Here is a 24,277-nt window from a genome sequence, read left to right as displayed (position 1 = left end):
TCAGTTCCCTTCGGTGGGTCGGGGGTGGGCGACGAGCAGCACGTCGTCGCCGAGCCGCTCGATGGCGGCGAAGTCGTAGCGGCGGGCCTCGCCGATGGTGGTCACGCCGAGGTCGCCGAGCGCGAGGCGCCCGCCGCCGAGCAGCGCGGGCGCGAGGTAGACGAGCACCTCGTCGGCGAAGCCTGCTGCGATGAAGGCGCTCGCGAGGGTCGGTCCGCCCTCGACGAAGAGCGAGCGGATGCCGCGGCGCGCGAGGTCGCGCAGGTCGGCCTCGAGGTCGGTGCCGTCGGCGCCGACGAGCTCGTGCGCGCGTGGATGCCGCGTGATCGCCGCCTCGACCGGCACGGGACGCCGGCCGAACACGACCGGGATCGGCTGGTCGCCCAGCAGTCCGCCGTCGGGGCCGCGGGCGGTCAGCGACGGGTCGTCGGCGAGCACGGTGCCCGTGCCGACCGCGATCGCGTCGCTCGCCGCCCGTCGCACGTGCACGTCGGCGCGGGCCTCGGGGCCGGTGATCCACTGGCTCGTGCCGTCGTCGGCCGCGGCGCGCCCGTCGAGGCTCGACGCCCACTTGACGGTGACGCGCGGGCGGTGGGTGCGCGCCGCGAACAGCCAGTCGCCGAGGAACGACTCGGCGGCCTCGACGAGGTCGGGGGCGGCGAGCTCGACGTCGACGCCGGCCGCGCGCAGTCGCCCGGCCCCGCCGGAGGAGTGCTCGCCGGGGTCGGCGACCGCGTAGACGACCCGGGCGACGCCGGCGTCGATGAGCGCTTCGGCGCACGGGCCCGTGAGTCCGGTGTGGTTGCAGGGCTCGAGCGTGACGATCGCGGTGGCTCCGGTGGCCTCGCCGGCGGCGAGGCGGCTCAGGGCGTCGACCTCGGCGTGGGCCGTGCCGGCTCCACGGTGCCATCCCTCGGCGAGTACGGCGCCGTCGGCGGCGAGCAGCACGCATCCGACGCGGGGGTTGACGCCGCGGGCCGGGCCGCGCTCGGCGAGCTCGAGCGCGCGCCGCATGGCGGCCGACTCGAGCGCGCGTCGATCGATCGCCGCGCGGTCGCGCGCTGCATGATCGTCGTGGTGCGCCGCCGTCGTCATCCGTGGTCCTGTCGTCAGGCTCCGGGGATGTCGGCAACGCCGAGAACGCCGACAGCGCACTGCGCTGCCGACACGTGCCGCCTCCCATCCGGACTTTCACCGTCGGTTCCGGAATTCCACCGGATCAACCAGGGGCGTGAGGTCGAGGACCTCGCACCCGCAGTTCGCGGACTGTCACCGCCGGCTCGGAATTACACCGACCCCGGAGCACGTTGTTCGTGTCGATTCTACTCAACGCCGCATCCGCCGTCCTATTCCCCGTCGCACGGCGCAATGCGCGCGCTCAGTGCTCGACGAGCGCGCGCGCCGTGCCCTCGTCGACGATGAGGTCGGTGATCAGGTCGGCCGCGAGCGCGCCGCGCAGGCTCGCGAGCTTCGCGCGGCCCGACACGACGCAGATGCGACGCGGCGCACGGCGGAGTACGGCGAAGTCGGGGCCGGTCGCACGTTCGTTCAGCGCGATGCCGTCGGTGCTGCCGTCGGCGCGGTAGAACACCGTGGCCACGTCGCCGACCGCCCCCTCGCGGCTGAGGCCGGCGTAGTCGGCGGGGTCGAGGTAGCCGCCCTGGTACACGTGGCTCGGCACCTCGGCGAACGGCGAGCCGACGCCGAAGAGGGCGACATCCATGCCGGCCTGCACGTCGAGGAGGCGCTGGGTGCTGCGCTCGCGCCAGAACGCCCGTCGGGTCTCGGGGTCGTCGAAGAAGGCGGGCACCGGGAACTGCTGCACGCGCGCGCCGAACGCGTCGCCGAACCGGCGCAGCAGCTCGCTCGCGTAGACGATGCCGGTCGTGCGGCCGTTGCCGGCGCCGTTCAGCTGCACGATCTCGGAGTTGTGGGTCGACTTCGGCACGAGGTGCCGGCTCATGGCGCTCATCGTCGAGCCCCAGGCGACGCCGATGGTCTGGTTCGAGTCCACGAATCGTCCGAGAATCCGTGCAGCCGAGAGCGCGACGCGGTCGAGGCGGTCGACGTCGCTCGCGTGATCGGGAACGGGCACGACGTGCGCGACGATGCCGAACCGACCGAGGATCTCCTGCTCGATCCGGCTCGGCAGGTCGTGCGGGGAGTGGATCGAGATCTCGACGAGGCCGCTCGCCCGTGCATGGCTCAACAGGCGTGAAACCGAGGATCGCGAGGTGTGCAACTCGTGCGCGATGGCGTCCATGGTCAGGTCCTGCATGTAGTACAGGTGCGCCGCTCGCAGCGCTTCGCGTGTCTTGTCGGGGACCGCCGCAGCCCCTTCGGTCGCATCCGGCCGGTGCTTCTCGTTCATTCCCCTACCCTTGCACGTTTGTGCACGCGGCTTGCAACTGCGTGCGGACGAGTTGACGATGTATTCATCCACACCGGGGCCGTCTCGCGCAAGCCGTGACGGCGCCCACGCTCGAACCGAGAGGACAGCGATGTCATCGCACCCGATCACGCCGCAGGACACCACGCAGAACACCACCCACAGCCCCGCCGGCACCCCCGCCACCCGCGCCGAGGTCACCGCGCTCCGCGCACGGCCCAGCGCCTCGGTGCTCATCATCGGCGCCGGCATCAACGGCATCGCCACGTTCCGCGACCTGGCGCTGCAGGGCGTCGACGTCGTGCTCGTCGAACGCGACGACTTCGTCTCCGGCGCCTCGTCGGCGTCGTCGCACATGATCCACGGCGGCATCCGCTACCTCGAGAACGGCGAGTTCCGGCTCGTGAAGGAGTCGGTGACCGAGCGCAACGCGCTCATCCGCATCGCGCCGCACTACGTCAAGCCCCTCGAGACCACCGTGCCGATCTACTCGACGTTCTCGGGCATCCTGTCGGCGCCGATGCGATTCCTCACGCACAGGCAGGGCAAGCCGACCGAGCGCGGCGCCGCCCTCATCAAGACCGGGCTGACGATCTACGACGCCTTCTCGCGCGACGGCGGCTCCGTGCCCCGCCACCGCTTCCACGGTCGCAAGCGTTCGCTCGCCGAGCTGCCCGCGCTCGACCCCGCCGTCAAGTACACGGCCACCTACTACGACGCGAGCATGCACGACCCCGAGCGCCTCGCGCTCGACGTGCTCTTCGACGGGCTCGCCGCAGGCCCCCATGCCCGCGCGGTCAACCACCTCGGCGCCGTCGGATTCGGCGCGGACGGCGTGCGCGTGCGCGACGGCCTCACCGGTGAGGAGTTCTCGATCGCCGCCGACGTGGTCGTGAACACCTCCGGCCCCTGGACCGACCTCACGAACGCCGACCTCGGCCGCAGCACGACGTTCATGGGCGGCACCAAGGGCTCGCACATCGTGCTCGACCACCCCGAACTGCTCGCCGCGACCGGCGGACGCGAGATCTTCTTCGAGCACGAGGACGGCCGCATCGTGCTGATCTACCCGCTGAAGGGCCGCGTCATGGTCGGCACGACCGACCTCGAGCACGACATGCGCGAGCCCGTGGTGTGCACCGACGCCGAGGTCGACTACTTCTTCGAACTCATCGCGCACGTTTTCCCAGGCATCGCCGTCGACCGCTCGCAGATCGTCTACCGCTTCTCGGGCGTGCGCCCGCTGCCGCGGCACGACGACACGCAACCCGGCTTCGTCAGCCGCGACTACCGCATCGAGCGAGCGGATGTCGCGGCGCGCCCCGGCACGACGCTGCTGAGCCTCGTCGGCGGCAAGTGGACCACGTTCCGCGCACTCGCCGAGCACCTCTCCGACGAGGTGCTCCAGCTCCTCGGCCGTGAGCGCACCCGGTCGACCGAAGGACTCGCGATCGGCGGCGGGGCCGGCTACCCGACGACCGACGACGCACGACTGGTGTGGCTCGTCGGCCACGACGACGAGGTCGGGCGCGCTCGCGCCGAGATGCTGCTCGAGCGCTACGGAACCCGCGCCGAGGCCTACCTCGACGAGGTCGACGGCGAGACCGAGCGCACGCTCGAGCACCACGTCGACTACACGCGGGGCGAGATCACGTGGCTCGTGCGCAATGAGCGCGTCGTGCACCTGACCGACCTCGTGCTGCGCCGCACGAGCATCGCGTTCACGGGCACCCTCACCGCGCCGCTCCTCGGCGAGCTGGCCGACCTCGCGGGCGACGAGCTCGGCTGGGACACCGAGCGTCGCGCCGCCGAGATCGACGCGACACGCACCCTGCTCGCGGAGCGTCACGGCGTCGTGCTCGAGCAGCTCGCGGCGGTCGCGTAGCACCCGACGCAGGAGGGCGCGTCTCGAGACCGGCTCGCGCTCGGTCTCGAGACGCGCCATGCGCACTCGACCCGCGGTGGCGCGAATCTGCACGGATGTGCACCGCGAAACGCCCGGCATCGGGCTTTTCGCCGGTTACGTTTCATCGGGGCCGCCCGGCCCGCACCACACCAGAAAGGTCAACGTGGACAATCTCGGAATCGACTTCCTGTCGGAACTCGTCGGCACGGCGATGCTCGTGCTCCTCGGCTGCGGCGTGGTCGCCAACGTCATCCTCGCCAAGACGAAGGGCTTCGGCGGCGGCACCCTCATGATCAACATCGGCTGGGGCCTCGCGGTCTTCGCCGGCGTCGTGGTCTCGTACGCCTCCGGTGCACACCTGAACCCGGCGGTCACCCTCGGCCTCGTCGCGAACGGCGCCACCGAGTTCGGCCAGGGCGTCCCCGTGAACGGTCTCTCCGTGCTCACCTATATCGGCGCGCAGATGATCGGCGCGATGCTCGGTGCGGTCTTCTGCTGGCTCGCCTACAAGCAGCACTTCGACGCCGAGCCGGATGCCGCGACGAAGCTCGGCGTGTTCTCGACCGGCCCTGCGATCCGCTCGTACGGCTGGAACCTCGTCACCGAGATCATCGGCACCTTCGTGCTCGTGTTCGTCATCATCGGCTTCACCAACGGCGGAACCCCCGCCGAACTCGGTGCGATCCCCGTCGCCTTCCTCGTGATCGCGATCGGCGCGTCGCTCGGCGGACCGACCGGCTACGCCATCAACCCCGCGCGCGACCTCGGCCCCCGTATCGTCCACGCCCTCCTGCCGATCAAGGGCAAGGGCGGCAGCGACTGGTCGTACTCGTGGGTGCCCGTCGTCGGTCCGATCATCGGCGGCGTGCTCGCCGGCTTCGCGGCCGTGCCGCTGCTGCCGATCCTCGGCTGACCGCGGCATCCGCACCTCACCACCTCACCCGATCCGATCCCGCACCGGGTCACCCGATTCACCTCGTTCTCGGGAGACTCGTGCAACATCGGACACCCATTCACTGACAGCAACGGAGTTCTCAGATGAGCGACTACATCCTCGCGATCGACCAGGGCACGACCTCGTCCCGCGCGATCATCTTCGACAAGGCCGGCTCGATCGTCTCGACCGGGCAGCTCGAGCACGAGCAGATCTTCCCCAAGGCGGGCTGGGTCGAGCACGACGCGACCGAGATCTGGCGCAACACCGGTGAGGTGATCGGCCAGGCCCTCGGCAAGGCCAAGCTGACCCGGCACGACATCGCCGCGGTGGGCATCACCAACCAGCGCGAGACCGCCGTGGTCTGGGACAAGAACACCGGTCAGCCGGTCTACAACGCGATCGTCTGGCATCGCCGCGGTGGGCATCACCAACCAGCGCGAGACCGCCGTGGTCTGGGACAAGAACACCGGTCAGCCGGTCTACAACGCGATCGTCTGGCAGGACACGCGCACCCAGTCGATCGTCGACCGCCTCGCGGCCGACGGCGGCGTCGAGCGCTTCAAGCCGAAGGTCGGCCTGCCCCTGGCGACCTACTTCTCGGGCACGAAGATCGTGTGGATCCTCGAGAACGTCGAGGGCGCACGCGAGAAGGCCGAGGCCGGCGACCTGCTCTTCGGCACGACCGACACCTGGGTGCTCTGGAACCTCACCGGCGGCGTCGAGGGCGGCGTGCACGCGACCGACGTCACGAACGCCTCGCGCACCATGTTCATGGACCTCGAGACCCTGCAGTGGGACGACGAGATCCTCGCCGCGTTCGACGTGCCGCGCTCGATGCTGCCCGAGATCCGCTCCTCCTCCGAGGTGTACGGCATCGCCAACGAGCACTCGCTGCTGCGCGAGACGCCCATCGCGGGCATCCTCGGCGACCAGCAGGCGGCGACCTTCGGCCAGGCGGCGTTCGAGGCCGGCGAGGCGAAGAACACCTACGGCACCGGCAACTTCCTGATCTTCAACACGGGTGAGGAGATCATCCACTCGAAGAACGGGCTGCTCACCACCGTCGGCTACAAGCTCGGCGACGAGCCCGTTCACTATGCGCTCGAGGGTTCGATCGCCGTCACGGGGTCGCTGATCCAGTGGCTGCGCGACAACCTCGGCCTGATCTCCTCGGCCTCCGAGGTCGAGGCGCTCGCCAACAGCGTCGAGGACAACGGCGGCGCGTACTTCGTGCCCGCGTTCTCCGGCCTGTTCGCGCCCTACTGGCGGCCCGACGCCCGAGGTGCGCTCGTGGGACTGACGCGCTACGTGAACAAGGGACACATCGCCCGCGCAGCCCTCGAGGCCATCGCCTTCCAGACCCGCGACGTCGTCGAGGCCGTCAACGCCGACGCCGGCATCGACCTCACCGAGCTGCGCGTCGACGGCGGAGCCACGTCGAACGACACGCTGCTGCAGTTCCAGGCCGACATCCTCGGCGTTCCGGTGGTGCGCCCCGTGGTCGCCGAGACCACCGCGCTCGGCGCCGCGTACGCCGCCGGACTCGCGGTCGGATTCTGGTCGGGCCTCGACGACCTCGCCAAGAACTGGCAGGAGGACAAGCGCTGGACTCCGTCGATGGACGAGGCCGAGCGCGAGCGCCTCGACCGCAGCTGGAAGAAGGCCGTCACGAAGACCCTCGACTGGGTCGACGGGGACGTCGCATAACCCGCTCTGCAGGCTACTGTGGAGCGACGGGTCGGTCGCATGGGGGTGCGACCGGCCCAATCCCGTCTCGGGGCGGGTCGGTCACCCCTCGACCGGCGATGAGCTCCATCGGCTCGTGAGGCGTTCGGCGAGCCGGGCGAGGCTCGGGATCACGATGACGCCGGCCTCGAGCACGGCCGATGCGTCGTCGTCGCCGAGCGCGGTGGCGTGCCGATCGAGCCACACGCCGTCGAGACCGGCACCGGCCGCGCCGAGCGCGTCGGTGCGCAGGCGGTCGCCGACGTAGGCGGCGCGATCTACCGGGGCGTCGGCGGCGAAGCGCTCGACCGCCAGGTCGAAGATCCGCCGGTCGGGCTTGGTCACCCCGATCGCACCCGACGCGATGACGTGTGCGAACCGCTCGAGGATTCCGAGCCGCTCGAGCTTGGCTCGCTGGAAGTCGGGTTCGCCGTTCGTGATGATGCCGAGGCGCACTCCGGGCAGGGCGGCTTCGAGCTCATCGAGTGCCGGGACGGCGTCGTCGTGCAGGCGCCAGGCGTCGCGATACCGCTCGAAGTAGCGGTCGAACCACGCACCCGCGTCGACCCCGTCGAGCGCCTCGCCGTGCGCGAGCGCGAAGTCGCGGGCGCGGGCGCGGCGCTGGCCCTCGAAGGTCAGCTCGCCGGCGAGGTAGGAGTGGTAGTGCCGCTCCTCGAGTTCATGCCAGAGCCGCTGCGCCGCGCTGGTGTCGCCCACGTATGCGCGTTCTCGCATGTGCAGCACGATGCCGTCGGCGACGGCCTGACGATGCGCCATGAGCGTGTCGTCGAGGTCGAAGAGCACGACCGGACCGGCGTGGGCGGGCATCAGGCCGCGCCCTCGAGGATGCCGCTCCAGCTCGCCTCGGCGCGAGGGTCGATCTCGGCCTCGCGCACCCCGTACCAGGCCGGGAGCGTGCTGCCGTCGCGGGTCGGAACCGTGGCGTCCGCCGGCTCGATGCGCCGGAATCCCGCGGATCTGGCGACCTTCGCCGAGGCCGTGTTGCCCTCGACGGCGCGCCAGAAGACGGTCGACGCCCCATCGATGCCGCCCGCGAGCACCCAGTCGCACACCGCCGCCGCGGCCTCGCTCATGAGGCCGTGGCCCCGGTGCTCGGAACCCATCCAGAAGCCGATCTCGTTCTGGGTCTCGCGCACGCTGACCACGCCGAGCAGCGGGCCCCCGTGCTCGGCTCGAATGGCCCAGGTGAGTTCGGAAGCCGAGGCCCAGCCCGACGGCACATACGTCGTGAGGAATGACTCGGCGTGCGCACGCGTGTAGGGCCAAGGGGTCGTGAGGTACCGCTGGAACAGCGGGTCTTGGCAGAAGCGCGTCACGTCGTCTGCGTCGGCCGGCACCGGCAGGTCGAGCAGCAGCCGCGCCGTGCGGATCTCGACGGGAAGCACGCCGCCGCCGATCAGCGGCGGCGGACGAAGCCGACGCGGTCGTACACCGTGCGGAGTACGACCTCGGCGCGCTCTGCAGCCTTGTCGGCGCCGATGCCGAGCAGTCGGTCGAGCTCGGCCGGGTCGTCGAGCAGCTCGAGCGTGCGTGCGCGGATCGGCGTGAGGCGATCGACGACGACTTCGGCGAGGTCCTTCTTGAAGTCGCCGTAGCCTCGCCCGTCGTACTCGGCCTCGAGCTCGGCGACCGGTCGGCCGACGAGCGCCGAGTAGATGTCGAGCAGGTTCGAGATGCCGGGCTTCTCGTCGCGGTCGTAGCGCACCTCGCGACCCGTGTCGGTGACGGCGCTCTTGAACTTCTTCGCGGTGACCTTCGGGTCGTCGAGGAGCTTGACGAGCCCCGCTTCGGACGCGGCCGACTTCGACATCTTCGACGTCGGGTCCTGCAGGTCGTAGATGCGCGCCGACTCCTTGGGGATCAGCGCCTCCGGCACGACGAAGGTCTCGCCGTACCTGGCGTTGAACCGGCCCGCGAGATCGCGCGTGAGCTCGAGGTGCTGGCGCTGGTCGTCGCCGACGGGCACGGCGTTCGTGCCGTAGAGGAGGATGTCGGCGGCCATGAGCACCGGGTAGGTGAAGAGGCCGACCGTGGTCGCGTCGGCACCCTGCTTGGCCGACTTGTCCTTGAACTGCGTCATGCGCCCGGCCTCGCCGAAGCCCGTGATGGTGCTGAGCACCCAGGCGAGCTCGGCGTGGGCCGGCACGTGCGACTGCACGAACAGGGTCGAGCGCTCGAGGTCGACACCGGAGGCGAGGTACTGGGCCGCGGTGCGGCGCACGTTCTCGCGCAACGCCTTCGGATCCTGCGCGACCGTGATCGCGTGCAGGTCGACGACGCAGTAGATGGGGTCGTAGTCGTCTTGCAGGGCGACCCAGTTCACCAGCGCGCCCAGGTAGTTGCCGAGGTGCAGCGAGTCGCCGGAGGGCTGCATGCCGGAGAAGATGACGGGGCGGGCGGAGTTCATGGTCGTGGTTCTTTCGTCGAGAGGTCGAGGTTCGTGGGAACGGCCGCGCGCGGCATCCGCTCAGATGGCGTAGTCGACGACCACGGGGGAGTGGTCGGAGAAGCGGGCGTCGTAGGTCGCCGCGCGGTCGACGGTGTAGTCGGTCACGAGGTCGGCGAGGGCCGGCGTCGCGAGCTGGTAGTCGATGCGCCAGCCGGTGTCGTTGTCGAACGCCTTGCCCCGGAACGACCACCAGGTGTACGGCCCGTCGACCTCGCCGGCGAAGCGGCGACCGACGTCGACCCAACCGAGGCCGTGGTCGTCGGAGCCCTCGGCGCCCACGAACCGATCGAAGTACGCGCGCTCCTCGGGGAGGAACCCGGCGCGCTTCACGTTGCCCTTCCAGTTGCGGATGTCGAGCGTGCGGTGCCCGACGTTGAGGTCGCCGACGACGAGCGCGAGCTCGGAGTGCGCCGCGAGCTCGGGGAGACGGGCCTGCATCGCGTCGAGGAACTTGAACTTCTCGGCCTGCTTCGGGGTATCGGCCTCGCCCGAGTGCACGTAGGCGCTCACGAGCGTGACTATGCGGCCGCCGACCTCGTAGTCGGCCTCGAGCCAGCGGCCGGCCGAGTCGAAGTCGGGGCTGCCCAGCTCGACGCGGTGGATGCTCGCCCGGCGCCGGCTCGCGATGGCCACGCCGGCGCGGCCTTTCGCGGTGGCCGGGTCGTGGAGGATCGACCATTCGTCGCCGAGCAGCTCCTGCAGGTCTTCGGTCGACGCACGCACCTCCTGCAGTGCCAGGAGGTCGACGTCGCGGCCCTCGAGCCACTCGCCCATGCCGCGCCGATACGCGGCTCGCACTCCGTTCACGTTGACGCTGGCGACACGGAGACGGGAGGTCGAAGGCATGCCCTCGATCCTATTCGAGAGGTCCGACACCGAGCGTCGCCCGGTGCCCGCCCTCAGTCGACGAAGGTGCGCCGCCGCGGCGCCAGGCGCTCAGCCGTCGCCTCGGCCTGGTCGAGCTCGAGCTGCGCCCTCGACACCGCACGGCGCGCCTTGAACCCGCCGAACCAACCGGCGGACGCGGCATCCGCCTCCGCCTCGCGGAGCCGCACCCTGGCGACCGTGACCGCGGCGCGGGCCTCGGCCGCGCGTCGCTCGGCCTCGCGCTGTTCGGGCGTGAGCGCGCGGAGGCTCTCGTTGGCGTCGGATGCCTCGACCGCGATCCAGCTCGCCGCCACGAGGATCACGATGCTCGTGATGCGGAACCAGAAGAGCAGTGCGATGAAGACCGCGAAGGTCGCGAGAAGCGGGTTGCTGCTCGCGAACGTGATGAGGAAGGCGCCGAGCATCTGCGCGACCGAGAGCGCAGCCGATCCGAGCAGCGAGCCGATGACCAGGCGACGCCACGGCATCGCGGCACCGGAGAGGAAGCGGAACAGCACGGCCAGGGCGACCGTGTCGATGACGAAGACCACGACGATCGCGCCGACCTGCACGAAGAAGGTCATCCAGCCGGAGTCGCCCTCCAGCCCGAGCAGTCCGAGCAACCACTGCATGAAGCCGGTGGTGGCCACCGAGAGGGCCGCGGCGAGCATGAGCACGATGCCGAACGCGAGGCCGGCGAGCAGGTCGCGCGCCTTGAGCAGCAGGTACGAGCGCTCGTCCTTCGGCAGCCCGAACATGCTGCGCACGCCGATGCGCGTGTAGGTGACCCATCCGATGGCCGTCCAGATCAAGCCGATGAGGGCCACGCCACCGGTCCAGCCCAGTGTGCCGGCGCTCTCGGCCGTGATCGCGACGAGCTCGTCGGTGGAGATGATGCCCTCGTCGCCGATGAGGCCCGGCGCGTACGTGTTCAGCAGCGTCGCGAACGCATTCATCGTCTGCTCGTTGCCGGTGAGCCAGATGCCGAACACCGCGAACACGACGTAGATCGCCGCGAAGATGCCGAACAGCGCCTGGTAGCTCATGCCGGACGAGAGGATGAAGCCGTTCTGCGCCAGGAAGTACCGCCAGACGCGCACCGGGAAGAGCTCCATCGTGCGGTGCGTGATCCGCGTGACCCGGCCGATCGGCTCCTCGAAGCGGTCGCGCAGGGGGCTGCTCAGCTCGTCGAAGCGCTCGCGGGCGGTCAGCGGCACGGGGCCGTCGAGTGGCACGTCGTCGGATGCCGCGGCAGACGCGGCGTCGGCGGCTGCGCCCGGCGGCGGCGCACCCGATGGGCGCCGCTCGTGGGGGTCGGTCGAGGTGCTCCGGGTCACGCTCCAACAGTACTGAGCGGGTCGCCCGCCGAACGCGGCGGGAGCCTCCGGCGTGCCGGAACCGCCATTCCATGCGCATGCATCGGACCGCCGGGCTCGGGTCCGGAGAGCGCATTCCCGGCACACCCCCGTCTGGGGGGTGCCGATTCGGGTGCCCTGATTTTCCGGGGATCCTGCGCGAAGTGCCCCCCGTATTGGTTACGCGTTCACCCTGTCGGAGGTTCCCTCGGCAGTGCTTGACTCGGGGACACCTGCGTATTCCTCACATTTCTGCAGTCTGACCCGACGCGAAGGTTCGATGATGAAGAGCAACTGGTCCGGTATTCGAAGCAACGACGGCGATCAGCGCCCGCGGCGGGCACGACGTCGGCGCGAAGCTGAACGGGCTCGAACCCTTCGGGGCGTGATCGCGTCGATCGCCGTCGGTGGTCTGCTCGTCGTCGGCCTGCCGACCATGGCATTCGCCGAGGTGACCGATCCGACCGACGACCCGACGACGACCGCGGAGACCACCGAGGCAACGGATCCCGCGACGCCGACCGAGTCGACCGAGCCGACGGATGCCGCGGAGCCGACCGAGGAGGCGACCGAGGCCCCGAGCGAGGAGCCGTCCGAGACTCCCGCAGAGGAGACGCCGACCGAGGAGGCGCCCGCAGAGGAGACGCCGACCGAGGAGCCGGTGAAGACGCAGGCACCGCTGAAGTCTGCGAAGGCCGCACCGCTGGCCGCGCAGGACGAGGTGCAGGCGTTGGTCGAGCCGACGGACACCACGTCGGTGGTGCGAGTGACGGTCGGCGACGACCGGTCCCTGGCGAACGCCGGTACCATCAACCCGCTCCCCGGAGTCACGCTCGCGCTGTTCGCGGCCGAGACCGGCGGCAGCCAGCTCGCCGACCCCTGGGCGACCTGCGTCTCCGACGACGACGGCATCTGCGAATTCGTCATCCCGGCCACGAACGTCAACCCGCCGACGGGCAACCGCGACCGACAGCTCTGGGTGCGACAGGTCGGCGTGCCGACCGGCTACTTCTCGAACCCGCTCATCCGCACGGGCGACGCCGACGGAACCAACAGCCAGCAGACGCCCTACAGCTACCGCATCGGTGCGAACACCTCGGCGAACCCGGCCAACTACAACATCCGGGCCGGCAACACCTACACCAGCACCTCGAACTTCATGGTCAGTACTGGCAACTCGAACCGCAAGGCCTCGGGCGGCACCTGGCAGAACTCGCGGAACAACATCGCGCTTCCCCAGCAGTGCGGCCTCGACGTCGCGCTCGTCATGGACCTCTCCGGTTCGGTGACCCCCTCGATCGGGCAGGCCCGCGCCGCAGGTGTCAGCCTCGTGCAGGCCCTCGAGGGCACCCCGTCCCGCGTCGGCCTCTTCACCTTCGGCCCGACGGCGCCCCAGTCCGGAGCCAACAACCAGAACCGGCCGATCACCGCCGTCTCGACGCCCGCGGGCGTCTCGACCGTATCGGGCTGGATCAACGGCCTCACCTCGACCGGCTCCACCAACTGGGATCGAGGCATCTACCAGGTCGCGACGAGCGCGGCGAGCTACGACGTCGCCATCATTCTCACCGACGGCAACCCGACGGTGTACGGCACCGAGACGCAGCCCGGCGACTTCACGAGAACGCGCGAGGTCGAGAACGCGATCTTCTCGGCGAACGCCGTGAAGAAGGAGGGAACCCGCGTCATCGCGCTCGGCGTCGGCAGCGGTGTCACCGCCGCGGCCACCGCGCTCAACCTCGCGGCCATCTCGGGCCCGACCAAGTACAACGGGTCGAACTCGGCCGCGGCCGACTTCTACCAGGAGGCCAGCTACTCGGCCGCCGCCGCGGCGCTGCGCGCGCTCGCCCTCGGCAACTGCACGGGCGGCGTCAGCGTCGTCAAGCAGGTCATCCCGCCGGGCGGCACGATCGCGACCGCGCAGCCGGCCGCCGGCTGGTCGGTCAGCGCGACCAACCCGAACCCCGGCACGATCACGGTCGGCACGCCCAACCCGGCGAACGGCCAGACCGACAACACCGGTGCCGTCAACTACCCGCTCGACTTCCCGGGCGGCGTCTCCGGCACGGTCACGATCCGCGAGACCCAGCAGCCCGGCTACACGATCGCGCAGCAGGGCGGGGTCAACGCCGTCTGTCGCGACCTGTCGACGAACCCGGCGACCAACGTCGCGGTGACGAACGCCTCGGTGATCGCCGGACAGCCCGGTGTCGTCGTGCCCGTCTCGGCGACCTCGGCCATCAGCTGCACGTTCTACAACCAGGCGCCCAACCCGGCAGCACAGGTCGTGGTCAACAAGCTCTGGGCGGTGAACGGTCAGCCGCCCGTCGCGAACGGATTGCAGGACCCCAGCCTCAGCGGCATCTCGACCGTCAACGGCGCCCAGGTCGGCTTCGGCATCCAGACCGGCGGCTTCACGCAGGGGCAGACCATCCCCATCGGCGAGTCGCTCGGCGCCCTGCCCACCCTCTGCACGATCGACAGCCAGCGGTTGACGAAGTCGAACGGCAACACGGTCAACATCGACGTGAGCGGCGCGAACACGTATCCCGCGACGCTCGCCGGCGGCCTGAACACCTACGAGATCACGAACACGGTCACGTGTCCCACGAAGCTCACCCTGCTCAAGGACGTGCAGGGCGGACCGGCCGCGACGGGCGACTGGACGCTGACGTCCCTGCCGCCGGTCGACGGACCGGGCGGGCCGTACCTGCCCGGGCCGACCGGACAGGACACCGGTTCGGGGGTCGTCGCGAACGTGACGCCCACCGCCTACTACCCGCTGGCGGAGGCCGGGAACACGGCCGACACCGCGCTCTACACGCAGGTCGACAACCGGAATCCCGACCTCTCGGTTCCGGGCTCCACGGGCAGCTGGAACTGCGTCACCCTGAACGCGAACGGCGGCACCGACGGAGCCGGCAACAACGCCGGTGGCCTCAACGGCGGCGTGCGCGTGCCGTTCGGCACCTGGGTCGGCTGCACCGCGGTGAACCAGACCTCGCAGGTCGAACTGCGCAAGGTCGTCGATCCCGCCAACGGCGGCACTGCCGTCCCGGCGGACTGGGACCTGCGCACCACGCCGACCAGCACCGCCAACGGCGAGGTGACGACGACCGTGAAGAGCGGCTCGACCGTCTTCCTCCGTCCGGGCAGCACCTACGGCCTCTCCGAGCTCAACGGCCCCGACGGTTACGACCAGGTGTCGCTGCAGTGCAACATCGGCCCGAACGACACCTACGTCGACGTCACGGACATCAGCCTCGTGGCGACCCACTCGGCGATCTGCGTGTTCAAGAACATCGCGGAACTGCCGCGGCTCTCGCTCGACAAGGTCGTCTCGCCCTCCGGCGTCGCCGACAAGACGGCGTGGACCCTGAGCGCGACCCGTGCCGACACCAGCGCGGTCGTCGCGACCGGCGCCGGCGGCACGTCGGGCTTCGTGGACGTGCCCTCGGGCGTGGCCTTCAACCTCGCCGAGACGACGGGACTCCCGAACGCGGGCGAGTTCCAGCCCGGCACCTGGCAGTGCACGGTGAACGGCGGCGCGCCGATCGGCGGAACGCTGCTCCCGGCGCTCGCTCCGGGCGATGAGGCGGAGTGCGTGGTCACCAACACGCTGAAGCCGGTCGTTCCGACCATCACGAAGACGGCCGCGATTCCGACGCCGAACGCGAACGGCTCGTGGACCATCGACTACGACATCGTCGTGACGAACCCGAGCAACTTCCAGGACCTCACCTACGCGCTCACCGACCAGCTGCAGTTCGGCAGCAACGTCACCGTGAACAGCGCCTCCTACCAGCGCACGCTTCCGGCACCCCCGGGCGCGAGCACTCCGTGGAGCGTGGCATTCGGTGCGGTGCAGGCCTTCGCCGGTGAGCCGTCGCTCGTCAAGGGCACCTCGCACACCTGGCACGTGACCGTCAATGCGACCGTGGCTCCGGGGGCGGACTTCGGGGGCACCAGCCCGACCGCGTGCGACGCGGGCACCCCCGGCACCGTCGGATTCCTGAACACGGCGACCATGACCGTCGCTGGCGTCGACTACCCGGCGCAGGACTGCTCGATCCCGGTGAAGCCGACGATCACCAAGGTCGGCGGCACGGCCGTCGACAACGGTGACGGCACGTGGACGCTTCCGTTCACGATCACGGTGACGAACCCGTCGGCTTCGACCGGCGTCGTCTACGACCTTCGGGACAAGCTGGCACTGCCCGCCTCGGCGACGCAGGTCGGCACCCCGACCGTCGTCGCGAAGCCGGCCGGCGTCACGACCGAGCCGACCTGGACCGGCGCCGTGCCGAACGACCTGCTCGCCAACGACATCGCCCTCGCGGGCGGCGCCGCGGCCCACGTGTACCAGATCTCCGTCGTGGTGAGTCTCGACGCCGGCGACCCGACCTACACGTGCCCCAGCGACACCGGCCTGAACAACACGGCGACGCTCGTCTCGGGCAACCAGACGACCGATGCCACGGGCTGCGTCGTCATCAACTCGCCGAAGATCACGCACACCAAGGTGGTCGTGCCTGGCTCGGTCTCGCAGGGCAGTGACGGCACGTGGACCATCGCGTACGACATCGCGGTGACGAACACCGGCCCGGTCGGCGGCGTGTACACGCTGGCTGACGCGCTGCACTTCGGCACGGGCGTCGACCTCGTCGCGGCGACCTACGCCGTGACGAAGGACGGCGCGCCCTACGCGACGTTGTGGACCGGCAGCGGCACCATCGCAGGCAACGCCTACCTGGCGGCTGGCACGGCGACGACCTACCGCATCACCATCGGGGGCATCGCGCTCGCCGGTCCCGACCTGACTCCGGCGCAGTCCGCATGTCCGGGCGGCACCAGCAACGGCGCGTTCAACAACACCGCGACGCTGAAGGTGGCTGGAGTCGACACCGACGCCTCGGCCTGCGACTCGCCGAGCGCCCCGACGATCGTGAAGTCGGGTGCGACCTCGTCGCAGCGGCTTGACGGCACGTGGGATGTCTCGTACACCCTCACGGTGTCGAACACCGGCCCGGGTGCCAAGCCGTCGTACTACACGCTGAACGACGACCCCGCGTTCCCCGCGGGCGTCGCGTACCTCAGCTACGCGATCGACGGTGGGGCTCCGGTGAGCCCGTACGACGGTTCCGCATTCACGGTCGCCTCGAACAAGGCGATCGCGGCCGGGGCGACCGACGTCTACACGGTCCTGCTCAACGTCGATGCGCCGGTCGGCGACATCGAGCCCGATGAGCTCGAGTGCGCGACCGAGGGCAACCCCGATGGCGTCGGCTTCCTCAACGAGGCGATCGTCACGTCGGGCGAGATCGTTCGCACCGACGACGACTGCACGAACATCAGCCGTGGTGGCGAGCCGACGGTCGTCAAGGACGACCCGACCGTGACCCAGGACGGCGACGGCCTCTGGACGATCGTGTACGACATCACGGTCACCGGAAACGCCGAGTTCGTCTCGAAGTACACGCTCGACGACACCCTCCGCTTCGGACCCGACGTCGACATCGTGTCGGCCTCGTGGTCCGGTGAGGGCGACGACGACACGTGGAGCGACCCCGAGACCGACCCGACGACCGAGATCGTCTCCACCCCGAAGGTCATCGGCATCGACGAGGTGCACACGTACACCGTGACGGTCACGGCGAATGTCGACGCTGCGGCGTTCGAGGACCCGGCGACCAACACCTGCGCTCCGACCGAGGTCGAGCCGAACGTCGGCTTCCTCAACGAAGCGGCGCTCACCGCCAACGGCATCACCTCGACCGACACGGGTTGCGGCCTTCCCGCCCAGCCCGAGGTGCTGAAGACCACGAGCGGCGACGTCACGAAGGTCGGAGACCATTGGGAGGCCTCGTACCTCATCACGGTCACCAACCTCAGCGGAGACCAGGACCTGGTCTACGACCTCACCGACACCCCCGACTTCGCGGGTGACGTCACCGTCACCGACCGCGAGGTCAGCAGCTCGGATGTCACGGTGAACCCGGCCTGGAACGGAGCCGACGCGGCGACCGACGTGGTCGTCGAAGACGAGACGCTGCCGGCCGGCGCGACGCACACGTTCACCGTGGTCGTCTCGTTCACCGTCGCCGACGCCGAGGGCAGCTCCGAGCTGCTCTGCGACGTCGAAGGCGGCAAGGGCCTCCTGAACGGCGCGGTGGTCGTCTCCGGCGACGACTACGAGAGCGACGCCTGCTTCGACGTCCCGGTGGTCGTCGAGATCCACAAGGACTGGGTGATCAACGGCAGCGACCCGATCGCCTGGGACAGCAGCGACCTGCCCGAGGGCTTCGTCGCCCAGGGCACGCTCGACGGCCAGCCCGTCGATTGGGACTCCGAGCAGGGGCCCTACGCACTGAACGACGAGGTGTCGATCGGTGAGACCGACGTCCGCGTTCCCGAGGGCTGCACGCTCGAGGAATCGACCGGGCTCGGCATCGAGGAGCTCGTCGACACGTACAACACCTTCACGGTGGAGAACGTGGTCGAGTGCGTCCAAGAGGTCACGCTCACCAAGATCGTCGACAACCAGCACGGCGGCGACGCCGTGGCGGCCGACTGGACGGTTTCGGCGAGCGGACTCGATGACGGCTTCGGAGGACTCGGCACTGCGTCCGGCCCCGTCGATGTCGGCGTCGGCTACACGCTCAACGAGGTCTCGACCATCTGGGAGAACGGCGTCGAGTACGAGGTCTCCGCAACGTGGACCTGCGAGTCCGAGAGCGGCGAGGACGCGTTCACCCTGGTGAGCACGCCCGGCTCGACCAACGCCACCCTCACGGTGAACACCTACGGCGCGAGCGTCGACTGCGAGATCGAGAACACGGACATCGCGCCGAACCTCGAGCTCGAGAAGTTCGTCGCACCCGACGAGGTCGCCGCGGACTTCCCGCCGACGCTCTGGAACCTCAGCGCGAGCGACAACGGAACCCCGGTCATCGAGGGTGCCGGCGGCGCGAGCGGCGAGGTCGAGTCGAACGTGGCCTACGACCTGGCTGAGAGCGCCGACTTCCCCGAGGCCGGCGAGTTCACGCCCGGTGCCTGGCAGTGCCTCGTCACGAGCGAGGACCCGGCTGTTCCGGTCGTCCTCGACGACGACGCGGTGACGCTCGAGCCCGGCCAGGACGTCTACTGCTCGATCACGAACACGGCCAACCCGGCCACGTACGAGGTCGACAAGACGGTCTCCTCCGCCGAGCAGCAGCCCGACGGCACCTGGCTCATCACCTACGAGATCACGGTCGAGAACACGAGCGGCGTCTCGCCGCTCACGTACGACCTGGTCGACGACCTCTCGAACTTCGGAGACGGCATCACCATCGACGAGGCCAGCTGGAGCGGCGACAACGGCGAGTCCGGCAGCTGGGAGGGCCTCGGCGAGGATCCGCCCGTGCTCGAGACGACGTTCGTGACCGACTACCCGCTGGGCGCCGGTGAGACCGACACCTACGAGGTCGAGGTCGTGGCCACCGTCACCGAGGAGGCATGGACCGAGGAGACGACGGCCTGCACCACGGGCGAGGGCTTCGGCGAGGGCGGCTTCCGGAACGTGGCCGAGGTCACGATCGACGACCTGCCCACGGTCGTCACGGACTGCGACGAGCCTGGCCGCTCGACCGCCGAGAAGACCCTTCTCGACGACGAGCAGCCGACGCTGAACCCCGACGGAACGTTCACGGTGGCGTACCAGATCGTCGTGACGAACCCGAGCTCGAAGGATCTGTACTACGACCTGAGCGACACCCCGGCGTTCCCCGCCGGCACGACGTTCACGGCGACGGCCACGGACCCCGACGGCAACGAGGTCGCCGACTGGACCGGTGTCGCACCCGACACCGTGCTCGCCGACGACCGGGTCATCCCGGCAGCCGACGGTGAGCCGTCGACCGAGACCTGGCTGATCACGGCCATCGTCGACGTCGACACCATCACCGAGATCGACGACGTGCTCTGCATCGAGACCACGGAGGGCAAGGGCTTCTTCAACGGCGGGGTGTTCTCGTCCGGCCGGATCGAGACCGAGCTCGAGGCCTGCGTCGACATCCCGGTGGCGAAGCTGACGCTCGTCAAGCACGTCGACAACTCCGCACTCGGCGCTCTGCCGATCACGGGCGGGGTGGCGAGCGACTGGACGCTCTTCGCAGACGGACCGACGAGCGTGCTCGACGTGACCGGCAGCGAGGATGGCGTGTCGACGATCGTCCCGGTCGGCGGATACGACCTCTCGGAGGCCGCGATCCCCGACCCGTCGAGCCCGCTCGTGCCCGACTACTACGAGGCATCCGACTGGACCTGCGAGCCGAACGCGGTCGAAGGGGTGTCGGTGACGCTCGAGGCCGGTGACGACGTGACGTGCGAGATCACGAACACGTTGTTCCCGACGGATGTCGGCATCGAGAAGGAAGCCGACCTGCCCGATGGCGTGACCGCGGTGGACGACACCGAGGACAACACGTTCGACTGGGTGCTCACGGTCACGAACAACGGACGAGCGGTCGCGAACCTCGAGGTGACCGACCTGATCGATCCGCAGCTCGAGATCACGGGCCCGGCGACCTTCGAGCCGGCCGAGAACTGGACCGAGGACACTGAGGACAATTCCTTCAGCGCCACCTACAACGGCATCTACGCGGCCGGCCAGGTGACGACGATCCGGATTCCGGTGAAGGTCCTGCCCGTGGAGGTCGAGGCCCCGCCCGCCGTCGGTCCCGACGATCCCGCGCCGGTCCTGCCGCCGCTGGACACGGACCCGATCCCGAACGAGGCGTGCGTGGCCATCCTCGGCATCGACGAGGAGCCGTCGCTGGCGGCGAAGGTCGACCTCGGGGCTGCTCCGTTGAACGCCAGCCTGCTGGACCTCGATCCGACGAACGACTGCGCTGACGCGGAGGTGCCGGTCAAGCGAGTGAATGCCGGCGCCTACGTCCGATGCGTCGCGGATGTCCCGTGGCTGTACTTCGACGTGCAGGCGACCGACAACGTCACCCCCGGCGATATCACGGTCACCTGGACCTCGGCCGACGGCACGCAGACCAAGGTGCAGACCATCCCGTGGGACGCCCGCACAGGCCGGCTGCTGTGGCCGGGTGCAGCGGTCGACGCCGACGGCTTGCCGTACCAGTTCCCGGGTTGGCGCCCGATCACCGAGGAGGACCTCACGAACCCGCCGACTCCCGGCACCCGGTTCCTGGACCTCATCCTCGATGACTCGCTGCCCAGCTATGCCTGGCGCGATACGGAGAACCCGGCCTCGATCGAGTTCTCGGTGAACCCGAGCCAGACCGTGCTCGCGGTCTACCCGCAGGCGCTCCCGACCTGCGCGGTCGACCGGCCGGCCGAGCTCCAGATCGACAAGACGGCGAGCGTCACCAGCACGAAGGCGGGCGGCGACTACAGCTACTCGCTGCAGGTGACGTCGGTCGGCACCGGCGCGACGAACCCGACCGAGGTGTTCGACGAGATCCCGGCGAACCTCCGGGTCGACTCGATCACGACGGCTCCGGCTCCCGCATTCCCGCGTTGGGAGGACTGCGAGGTGACGGGCAAGGACTCGTCCGGCTACGGCGGCACGCTCCACTGCGAGCTGCTCGGCCAGCTGGGACCGAACTTCACGACGGCGCCGGTCATCGACCTGGCGGTGCACGTGAAGGAGGGCACCACGGTCTCGACGATCGAGAACACCGGTGAGGTCTGCTGGCAGACGGCGGATGATCCCGACCCGGTCACGGAGTGCGCGGACGACACCGTCCCCGTGACGCTCCTCGGCGGAACGGCGATCACCGGGTTCGCGTCCGGCCCGTGGGTCTGGGGAGCCGCAGGCCTCCTGGTCCTCGGCGGCCTGGCCGTGACCTGGGTCATCATCCGGCGGCGCCGGGAGGCGGCCGGCGACTGATTCGCGGCGACCCGGCGGTGGGTGAACCCGCCGGGTCGCCGTGACCGACATCCCGGCCGCGAGGGGGAACGCGACCGGGAACGAAGAAGGGCCGATGCGATTCGCATCGGCCCTTCTTTTCACGGCGACGAGGTCGCGTATGTGTTCGTCAGGGCTTGCCCCGCATGATCGCCTGCTTGACCTCGGCGATCGCCTTGGTCACCTCGATGCCGCGGGGGCATGCGTCGGTGCAGTTGAAGGTCGTACGGCAGCGCCAGACGCCCTCCTTGTCGTTCAGGATGTCGAGGCGAACGGATGCCGCGTCGTCACGGTCGTCGAAGATGAAGCGGTGGGCGTTCACGATGGCCGCGGGGCCGAAGTACTGGCCGTCGGTCCAGAAGACGGGGCACGACGAGGTGCACGCGGCGCAGAGGATGCACTTCGTGGTGTCGTCGAAGATCTCGCGCTTGGCGATGGACTGCACGCGCTCCTTGCCGGCCTCGGGCTTCGAGTTGGCGATGAGGAAGGGCTGCACCTCGCGGTAGCTCGCGAAGAACGGCTCCATGTCGACGATGAGGTCCTTCTCGAGCGGCAGGCCCTTGATGGCCTCCACGTAGATGGGCTTCGAGATGTCGAGGTCCTTGATGAGCGTCTTGCACGCGAGCCGGTTGCGCCCGTTGATGCGCATCGCGTCGGACCCGCAGATGCCGTGCGCGCATGAGCGACGGAACGTCAGGGATCCGTCCTGCTCCCACTTGATCTTGTGCAGGGCGTCGAGCACGCGGTCGGTGGCGAACATCTCGACGTCGAAGTCCTGCCAGCGCGGCTCGGTGTCGACGTCGGGGTCGAACCGGCGGATCAGGAACGTCACGGTGAACGACTGGATGGCGGCCTCTGCGGCCGGGGGCTGCTCGAGCGTGGTGGTGCTCACGATCAGTACTTCCTCTCCATCGGCTGGTATCGGGTGATGGTGACCGGTTTCCAGTCGAGCCGGATGTGGTCGGCGGCGTCGGCCGAGTGCGCATCGCCCGAGAGGTAGGCCATCGTGTGCTGCATGTAGTTCTCGTCGTCGCGCTTCGGGAAGTCGTCGCGCATGTGGCCGCCGCGGCTCTCCTGACGATTGCGCGCGGAGTAGACGACGACCTCGGCGAGGTCGAGCAGGAAGCCGAGCTCGACGGCCTCGAGCAGGTCGGTGTTGAACCGCTTGCCCTTGTCCTGGACGGCGATGTTCTTGTAGCGCTCGCGCAGGCCGGCGATCACGTTCGTGACGTGGGCGAGGGACTCGTCGGTGCGGAACACCTGGGCGTTCTTGTCCATCTCGTCTTGCAGTTCCTTGCGGATCGCGGCGATGCGCTCGGTTCCGGCGGAGTCGCGCAGCAGCTGGAGCATCTCGCGGATGCCGGCGGCCGGGTCTTCGGGCAGCGGCGTGAAGTCGACGCCGGAGTTGACGTACTCGACCGCGTTGCGGCCGGCGCGCTTGCCGAAGACGTTGATGTCGAGCAGCGAGTTGGTGCCGAGGCGGTTGGAGCCGTGCACCGAGACGCAGGCGCACTCGCCCGCGGCGTACAGGCCGGGAACGACGGTGGCGTTGTCGCGCAGCACCTCTGCCGCGACATTGGTCGGGATGCCGCCCATGGCGTAGTGCGCGGTCGGCATCACGGGCACGGGCTCGTAGACCGGGTCGACGCCGAGGTAGGTGCGGGCGAACTCGGTGATGTCGGGGAGCTTGGTCTCGAGCACCTCGGCGCCGAGGTGGGTGCAGTCGAGCAGCACGTAGTCCTTGTGGGGACCGGCGCCTCGGCCTTCGGCGACCTCCTGCACCATGCAGCGCGCGACGATGTCGCGGGGTGCGAGGTCCTTGATGGTGGGGGCGTAGCGCTCCATGAACCGCTCGCCTGAGGCGTTGCGGAGGATCGCGCCCTCGCCGCGGGCGCCCTCGGTGAGGAGGATGCCGAGCCCGGCGAGGCCGGTCGGGTGGAACTGGAAGAACTCCATGTCCTCGAGCGGCAGGCCCTTGCGCCAGATGATGCCGACGCCGTCGCCCGTGAGGGTGTGCGCGTTCGAGGTGGTCTTGTAGATCTTGCCGAAGCCGCCGGTGGCGAAGATGATCGCCTTGGCCTGGAAGACGTGCAGCTCGCCGGTCGCGAGCTCGTAGGCGACGATGCCGGAGGGCTGCTCGACGCCGTCGACCTCGGTCATGATGAGGTCGAGCGCGTAGTACTCGTTGTAGAACTCGATGCCGAGGCGCACGCAGTTCTGGAAGAGCGTCTGCAGGATCATGTGGCCGGTGCGGTCGGCTGCGTAGCACGCACGGCGCACGGGCGCCTTGCCGTGATCGCGGGTGTGACCGCCGAAGCGGCGCTGGTCGATCTTGCCCTCTGGCGTGCGGTTGAACGGCAGGCCCATGTTCTCGAGGTCGATGACCGCGTCGATCGCCTCTTTCGCGAGGATCTCGGCTGCGTCCTGGTCGACGAGGTAGTCGCCGCCCTTGACGGTGTCGAAGGTGTGCCACTCCCAGCTGTCCTCCTCGACGTTCGCGAGGGCGGCGGCCATGCCGCCCTGCGCGGCACCCGTGTGGGAGCGCGTCGGGTAGAGCTTGGAGATGACGGCCGTCTTCGCGCCGGGGCCGGCCTCGATCGCCGCCCGCATGCCGGCGCCGCCGGCGCCGACGATCACGATGTCGTACTGGTGGTAGTGGACTCCGTCGACGACCTGCGTCTCGACGTGTGCGCTCTGGGAAGTCAC

Annotated in this window: 12 protein-coding genes, 1 pseudogene and 1 riboswitch; of the genes and pseudogenes, 4 read left to right on the top strand and 9 right to left on the bottom strand. The window is 69.7% G+C overall.

The window, feature by feature from the left end; genetic code table 11:
• Both ribD and ASE68_RS14115 read right to left on the bottom strand, forming a co-directional pair.
• Positions 1 to 1,095, bottom strand: coding sequence for a bifunctional diaminohydroxyphosphoribosylaminopyrimidine deaminase/5-amino-6-(5-phosphoribosylamino)uracil reductase RibD (gene ribD, locus ASE68_RS14120; RefSeq protein ID WP_055859895.1), 1,095 nt, complete (start codon positions 1,093 to 1,095; stop codon positions 1 to 3).
• Positions 1,096 to 1,165: 70 nt separating this feature from the next.
• Positions 1,166 to 1,310: riboswitch (FMN riboswitch) on the bottom strand.
• A 68-nt stretch (positions 1,311 to 1,378) separates the two neighbouring features.
• A complete protein-coding gene (locus tag ASE68_RS14115) occupies positions 1,379 to 2,371 on the bottom strand; it encodes a sugar-binding transcriptional regulator (RefSeq protein ID WP_055859892.1) in 993 nt (330 codons plus the stop codon).
• 130 nt (positions 2,372 to 2,501) lie between these two features.
• On the opposite strand from ASE68_RS14115, the gene ASE68_RS14110 reads away from it, so the two are divergent.
• The 3 genes and pseudogenes from ASE68_RS14110 to glpK all read left to right on the top strand — a co-directional run bounded on the left by ASE68_RS14110 (position 2,502) and on the right by glpK (position 6,939).
• Entirely contained in the window at positions 2,502 to 4,274 is a 1,773-nt protein-coding gene (locus tag ASE68_RS14110; protein WP_082462267.1) for a glycerol-3-phosphate dehydrogenase/oxidase, read from the top strand.
• 232 nt (positions 4,275 to 4,506) lie between these two features.
• Entirely contained in the window at positions 4,507 to 5,208 is a 702-nt protein-coding gene (locus ASE68_RS14105; RefSeq protein ID WP_055861418.1) for an MIP/aquaporin family protein, read from the top strand.
• Between the two features lie 125 nt (positions 5,209 to 5,333).
• A pseudogene (glpK, locus tag ASE68_RS14100) lies at positions 5,334 to 6,939 on the top strand (glycerol kinase GlpK).
• Positions 6,940 to 7,020: 81 nt separating this feature from the next.
• On the opposite strand, the gene ASE68_RS14095 reads toward glpK, so the two are convergent.
• The 5 genes from ASE68_RS14095 to ASE68_RS14075 are packed head-to-tail and all read right to left on the bottom strand — an operon-like array spanning position 7,021 to position 11,631.
• Positions 7,021 to 7,785, bottom strand: a complete 765-nt coding sequence (locus ASE68_RS14095; RefSeq protein ID WP_055859889.1) for an HAD family hydrolase — start codon at positions 7,783 to 7,785, stop codon at positions 7,021 to 7,023.
• Positions 7,785 to 8,363, bottom strand: a complete 579-nt coding sequence (locus ASE68_RS14090; protein ID WP_055859886.1) for a GNAT family N-acetyltransferase — start codon at positions 8,361 to 8,363, stop codon at positions 7,785 to 7,787. The genes ASE68_RS14095 and ASE68_RS14090 overlap by 1 nt, the downstream gene beginning before the upstream one ends.
• A gap of 11 nt (positions 8,364 to 8,374) precedes the next feature.
• Positions 8,375 to 9,385, bottom strand: a complete 1,011-nt coding sequence (gene trpS / locus ASE68_RS14085) for a tryptophan--tRNA ligase (protein WP_055859883.1) — start codon at positions 9,383 to 9,385, stop codon at positions 8,375 to 8,377.
• 60 nt (positions 9,386 to 9,445) lie between these two features.
• The gene (locus tag ASE68_RS14080; protein WP_055859880.1) at positions 9,446 to 10,273 is read right to left on the bottom strand and encodes an exodeoxyribonuclease III; all 828 of its coding nucleotides are present in this window, start codon (positions 10,271 to 10,273) and stop codon (positions 9,446 to 9,448) included.
• Between the two features lie 53 nt (positions 10,274 to 10,326).
• Positions 10,327 to 11,631 carry a YihY/virulence factor BrkB family protein gene (locus tag ASE68_RS14075; RefSeq protein WP_055859876.1) on the bottom strand — a complete coding sequence of 435 codons (1,305 nt, stop codon included), beginning with the start codon at positions 11,629 to 11,631 and terminating at the stop codon, positions 10,327 to 10,329.
• Between the two features lie 403 nt (positions 11,632 to 12,034).
• Here ASE68_RS14075 and ASE68_RS14070 point away from each other — a divergent pair, with 403 nt between their 5' ends.
• Entirely contained in the window at positions 12,035 to 21,553 is a 9,519-nt protein-coding gene (locus ASE68_RS14070; protein WP_055859873.1) for a hypothetical protein, read from the top strand.
• A gap of 148 nt (positions 21,554 to 21,701) precedes the next feature.
• Here the strand turns inward: ASE68_RS14070 and ASE68_RS14065 are convergent, their stop codons facing one another.
• Positions 21,702 to 22,463, bottom strand: a complete 762-nt coding sequence (locus tag ASE68_RS14065; RefSeq protein ID WP_055859870.1) for a succinate dehydrogenase iron-sulfur subunit — start codon at positions 22,461 to 22,463, stop codon at positions 21,702 to 21,704.
• A 2-nt stretch (positions 22,464 to 22,465) separates the two neighbouring features.
• Complete coding sequence (sdhA, locus tag ASE68_RS14060) at positions 22,466 to 24,277, bottom strand: succinate dehydrogenase flavoprotein subunit (protein WP_055859867.1); 1,812 nt, start codon at positions 24,275 to 24,277, stop codon at positions 22,466 to 22,468.

Origin of the sequence: Agromyces sp. Leaf222, from assembly GCF_001421565.1 — a bacterium.
In the GTDB taxonomy this organism is placed as follows: Bacteria; Actinomycetota; Actinomycetes; order Actinomycetales; family Microbacteriaceae; genus Agromyces.
This window is presented reverse-complemented; position numbering and strand designations above follow the sequence as displayed.

Coding starts and splice junctions, on each gene's coding strand:
- ASE68_RS14115 (WP_055859892.1), bottom strand. CDS start 2,371: ATGAACGAGAAGCACCGGCCGGATGCGACCGAAGGGGCTGCGGCGGTC.
- ribD (WP_055859895.1), bottom strand. CDS start 1,095: ATGACGACGGCGGCGCACCACGACGATCATGCAGCGCGCGACCGCGCG.
- trpS (WP_055859883.1), bottom strand. CDS start 9,385: ATGAACTCCGCCCGCCCCGTCATCTTCTCCGGCATGCAGCCCTCCGGC.
- ASE68_RS14080 (WP_055859880.1), bottom strand. CDS start 10,273: ATGCCTTCGACCTCCCGTCTCCGTGTCGCCAGCGTCAACGTGAACGGA.
- ASE68_RS14095 (WP_055859889.1), bottom strand. CDS start 7,785: ATGCCCGCCCACGCCGGTCCGGTCGTGCTCTTCGACCTCGACGACACG.
- ASE68_RS14110 (WP_082462267.1), top strand. CDS start 2,502: ATGTCATCGCACCCGATCACGCCGCAGGACACCACGCAGAACACCACC.
- ASE68_RS14105 (WP_055861418.1), top strand. CDS start 4,507: ATGCTCGTGCTCCTCGGCTGCGGCGTGGTCGCCAACGTCATCCTCGCC.